This is a genomic window from Sporosarcina sp. NCCP-2222, from assembly GCF_023168145.1.
GTDB lineage: Bacteria > Bacillota > Bacilli > Bacillales_A > Planococcaceae > Sporosarcina.
Map to the genome: position 1 here is coordinate 543,937 of NZ_BQYK01000003.1, position 3,977 is coordinate 547,913.

Annotated in this window: 3 protein-coding genes and 11 tRNA genes; 2 read left to right on the forward strand and 12 right to left on the reverse strand. The window is 45.9% G+C overall.

The window, feature by feature from the left end:
• Nucleotides 1-757: chorismate-binding protein (locus NCCP2222_RS09555; RefSeq protein WP_248511785.1), on the reverse strand; the 757-nt coding region annotated here is incomplete at its 3' end.
• A gap of 167 nt (nucleotides 758-924) precedes the next feature.
• Between NCCP2222_RS09555 and NCCP2222_RS09560 the strand changes: the two genes are divergently transcribed.
• Together NCCP2222_RS09560 and NCCP2222_RS09565 are read left to right on the forward strand one after the other, a co-directional pair.
• Complete coding sequence (locus NCCP2222_RS09560) at nucleotides 925-1,836, forward strand: 1,4-dihydroxy-2-naphthoate polyprenyltransferase (protein WP_248511786.1); 912 nt, start codon at nucleotides 925-927, stop codon at nucleotides 1,834-1,836.
• A gap of 163 nt (nucleotides 1,837-1,999) precedes the next feature.
• Nucleotides 2,000-2,743, forward strand: coding sequence for a TraR/DksA C4-type zinc finger protein (locus NCCP2222_RS09565; RefSeq protein WP_248511788.1), 744 nt, complete (start codon nucleotides 2,000-2,002; stop codon nucleotides 2,741-2,743).
• Nucleotides 2,744-2,783: 40 nt separating this feature from the next.
• On the opposite strand, the gene NCCP2222_RS09570 is transcribed toward NCCP2222_RS09565, so the two are convergent.
• The 11 genes from NCCP2222_RS09570 to NCCP2222_RS09620 all read right to left on the reverse strand — a co-directional run bounded on the left by NCCP2222_RS09570 (nucleotide 2,784) and on the right by NCCP2222_RS09620 (nucleotide 3,947).
• A tRNA-Glu gene (locus NCCP2222_RS09570) sits at nucleotides 2,784-2,855 on the reverse strand.
• A gap of 7 nt (nucleotides 2,856-2,862) precedes the next feature.
• Nucleotides 2,863-2,953 (reverse strand) — tRNA-Ser (locus NCCP2222_RS09575).
• Nucleotides 2,954-2,965: 12 nt separating this feature from the next.
• A tRNA-Asn gene (locus tag NCCP2222_RS09580) sits at nucleotides 2,966-3,040 on the reverse strand.
• A 1-nt stretch (nucleotide 3,041) separates the two neighbouring features.
• Nucleotides 3,042-3,118, reverse strand: a tRNA-Ile gene (locus tag NCCP2222_RS09585).
• A gap of 1 nt (nucleotide 3,119) precedes the next feature.
• Nucleotides 3,120-3,193 (reverse strand) — tRNA-Gly (locus NCCP2222_RS09590).
• 6 nt (nucleotides 3,194-3,199) lie between these two features.
• Nucleotides 3,200-3,275 (reverse strand) — tRNA-Phe (locus NCCP2222_RS09595).
• 73 nt (nucleotides 3,276-3,348) lie between these two features.
• Nucleotides 3,349-3,424, reverse strand: a tRNA-Asp gene (locus NCCP2222_RS09600).
• Nucleotides 3,425-3,427: 3 nt separating this feature from the next.
• Nucleotides 3,428-3,502 (reverse strand) — tRNA-Met (locus NCCP2222_RS09605).
• A 175-nt stretch (nucleotides 3,503-3,677) separates the two neighbouring features.
• Nucleotides 3,678-3,770, reverse strand: a tRNA-Ser gene (locus NCCP2222_RS09610).
• Between the two features lie 19 nt (nucleotides 3,771-3,789).
• Nucleotides 3,790-3,866: transfer RNA gene (locus tag NCCP2222_RS09615), tRNA-Ile, on the reverse strand.
• 7 nt (nucleotides 3,867-3,873) lie between these two features.
• Nucleotides 3,874-3,947 (reverse strand) — tRNA-Met (locus tag NCCP2222_RS09620).
• Nucleotides 3,948-3,977 lie beyond the last annotated feature (30 nt).

Here is a 3,977-nt window from a genome sequence, read left to right on the forward strand (position 1 = left end):
TCTCGAGTCCGAAGTGATAACTCTGCTGCTGTTCATTTGTAATGGAGTGCAGTACAGCTGTTGAAGACACTTCTTCCTGCAACAAAAGCTCCAACATGCGGGCAATCACTACTTTTTCCGCTTTGCCTTCACGGATATGCTTCGTTACTTGGGCTACGGCTTGTAAATACCTCTCCTTCTCCCTTTCGACAGTCGACAGGATTTGAGGCTTGGCGCCATATTGAAAATCATGAACTTGCGTAATATGGATCAGTCGGTCCCGCTCTTCACGCAACGTATCGAACTCGGATACCGCATGCTCCTCTTCCGTAATCAAATTGATTGAAATGGAAGTTACACCATCCTCAATGACAAGCTGAAAAGTAGGCACAACAAAAAAAGCGGATGGGTAGGAGCTCCACTCACTCTCTTTCCTATGCAGCGGATCATAAGAAAACCCTCCGAAAAGAACGGGATCCCGATCTTTTTCCTCTTTAACAAGAACGGAACATAATCGCTTCCATTCATTCGATACATCGCTATATCTATCGGTACTGCTTTCAGATGAAATGACATAGGCATGTCCCAAACCGACAAGAGTCTTGCTTGCTTCTGCATTCTGCCAATAAAACCGTTCGTTTTTATAATCAGCTGAGCCAGACTCAAAAAATGTCAATGGCGTGATTCCACGGATTTCAATTGTTTCAGTGAAGAAATGCAACTTTTTCGAAGCACGCGCAAGTTGTCGGTGATCACCATCGGTTAAATTCCGAATCATGATGTTCTCTCCTTACGTTACCATTCACACACTTTTGTTCTTTTCCCTTCTTCCATTATACCGGAAACCTATGGGAAAGGCATAAATAATGCAAACCAGCATATCCTATTTCTTCATTTTGGAGTACAATGGATTCGAGCATTTTTTATAGTTAGGAGCGAATCAATTTGCAACAAACGATTAAGGCAGATACCGGATGGAGGATCTGGTGGCAATTAACAAGACCCCATACACTGACAGCGGCTTTTGCACCAGTATTTCTTGGAACCATGATTGCCCTCTCATATGGAGAGTTTCACTTACCTCTTTTTCTAGCCATGCTAGTGGCAAGTATATTCATCCAAATGGCTACGAATATGTTTAATGAGTACTATGATTATAAAAGAGGGCTGGATACAGAACATTCAATTGGTATCGGAGGAACGATTGTGAGGAATGGCGTTCAGCCTAGAACAGTCCTCAACATCGCCTTCTTATTGTATGCCATCTCCATAGGTATTGGAGTCTATATCTGCATGGAGACGTCATGGTGGCTGGCAGCTGTCGGATTGGTCTGCATGGCAATCGGCTACTTTTATACCGGAGGACCCTATCCCATTGCGTATACGCCATTTGGAGAGCTATTCTCGGGCGTCGTCATGGGCATGCTGCTTGTACTGATTGCTTTCTACATTCAAATGGGAAGCGTAACCCTCGATGCGATTCTGTTATCTATACCAAGTATGCTGCTCGTAGCCGGCATCATGATGGCGAACAACATCCGGGACATAGTCGGAGATCGCGAAGGAGGAAGGAAGACACTTGCTATACTCGTTGGCCGTCCCCGTGCCATCACCATTTTAGCTTCCTTTTTTATTATTTCCTACTGTTGGATTGTTGCACTAATCATTACAGGTCATGTGAGTATTTGGGCACTCCTTGTTTTTCTTAGTGTCAAGAAGCCAATACGGGCCATTAAAACCTTTAGAAGGCATGAAGTTCCATTGCAAGTCATGCCCGCCATGAAAAATACAGCCGTAACGAATACACTATTTGCCCTGTTGCTTGGAATTGGAATACTGATAGGGTATCTAATCTAACAATTTGTAAGGACTCGCTTCCAGCGAGTCCTTTTTACATGGAACGAAGGTTTAACGAGTTTGAAAAAAAGGGAAAGAGAGAAGTACAACAAAGCAATAGAAATCATGAATTTGCTGTAGGTGGAGCATACTACAGTCATTATGGAAAAAGGAAGTGCTGCAGATGTTGAATGATAAACAATTAGCCGTTTTGAAGGATGAATTACTAGAATTAAAAGGACAATTGACAAAAACAGAAAAAGAAACAGATACCGTAAATAGTCAAAGAGATGAAATTGGAGAGCTATCGATGTACGATAATCATCCGGCAGAGATGGGAACGGAACTATTTGAACGTCAAAAGGATATGGCATTGAATGAACATGCAGATTCAGAAATTGCCAAGGTTGAAGATGCCCTGGAGGCGATGCAGAACGGCACCTATGGCAAATGCGAAGTATGCCACCAGAATATACCGTTTGAGCGGTTGGAGGCTTTACCCTATACGACCTTTTGCATTGAACATACGCCAGAAAGACAGATCCCAACAGACAGGCCTTCCGAAAAGGATATTCTAATTATGTCGGAGGAGCCGAATACATTTGCCAATCGCCATGAGGATGATTCGATTGAGGATAGTGAAGATAGCTTTCAGGAAATTGCAAAGTCCGGAACCTCGGAAACCCCTTCTGATTTCGTAGGAGATCGAGACGACTATAACTCCTTATATGATGATCCGATAACAGAGGGAGCTGCAGAAGAATATGAGGAATTTACAAGTACCGATATCAGCGCAGAAGAACGTGGATTTGTCCGCTCCTCCGCTTCAGAGGAATATGAGGAAAGCTTGGACCAAGAAGGCGTAGAATCGCCAATGGGCGACATTCCGTATCACCGAGGCGATAGTTACATCGAAGATAAGAAATGAAAAAAACTGTACAGTCAAAGACTGTACAGTTTTTTTGTTATGACCCCTACGGGATTCGAACCCGTGTTACCGCCGTGAAAGGGCGGTGTCTTAACCGCTTGACCAAGGGGCCAAGAATATGGCGGAGAAGGAGGGATTCGAACCCTCGCGCCGCTTTCGCGACCTACGCCCTTAGCAGGGGCGCCTCTTGAGCCTCTTGAGTACTTCCCCATATGAAATGGATGGCTCCGCAGGTAGGACTCGAACCTACGACCGATCGGTTAACAGCCGATTGCTCTACCACTGAGCTACTGCGGAATGGTGGGCCTAAGTGGACTCGAACCACCGACCTCACGCTTATCAGGCGTGCGCTCTAACCAGCTGAGCTATAGGCCCTTGGAGCGGGTGAAGGGAATCGAACCCTCGTCATCAGCTTGGAAGGCTGAGGTTTTACCATTAAACTACACCCGCATTACATGGTGGCTCAGGACGGAATCGAACCGCCGACACAAGGATTTTCAGTCCTTTGCTCTACCGACTGAGCTACTGAGCCACATTAACTTGAAATTCATTTACCGAATGATTAGAAAAACTTCTTGTAGAAATCACTCTATGTATTTGGAAAATGGCGGTCCCGACCGGGATCGAACCGGCGATCTCCTGCGTGACAGGCAGGCATGTTAACCGCTACACCACGGGACCATTTGGTTGCGGGGGCAGGATTTGAACCTGCGACCTTCGGGTTATGAGCCCGACGAGCTACCACTGCTCCACCCCGCGATAATATTAGTAATGATTCAAAATGCTCTACGCACATGGCATAAGGGACACCTTACGCTTCGCTGTCGGTGTTACTCGCATCCTTTGCAATGCTCGTTGCTCCACCCCGCGATAATATTATATAAGCAAAATCTGTTAAGTAACTTATGCCATTTCGTATTCGTTGATTTGGAAATGGCGGAGGAAGAGGGATTCGAACCCCCGCGGGCTTTAACACCCCTGTCGGTTTTCAAGACCGATCCCTTCAGCCAGACTTGGGTATTCCTCCGTGTTATACAGACAAATGCTGGTGGACCTTGCAGGACTCGAACCTGCGACCGGACGGTTATGAGCCGTCTGCTCTAACCAACTGAGCTAAAGGTCCTTTAAGATGGCGGCAGAGGGGATCGAACCCCCGACCTTACGGGTATGAACCGTACGCTCTAGCCAGCTGAGCTACGCCGCCGGATTATATAAATAGTAGTACTTGGATGTA

Excerpts from the sequence above, each read along its gene's own strand:
- NCCP2222_RS09565 (WP_248511788.1), top strand. The coding sequence starts at position 2,000 with ATGTTGAATGATAAACAATTAGCCGTTTTGAAGGATGAATTACTAGAA.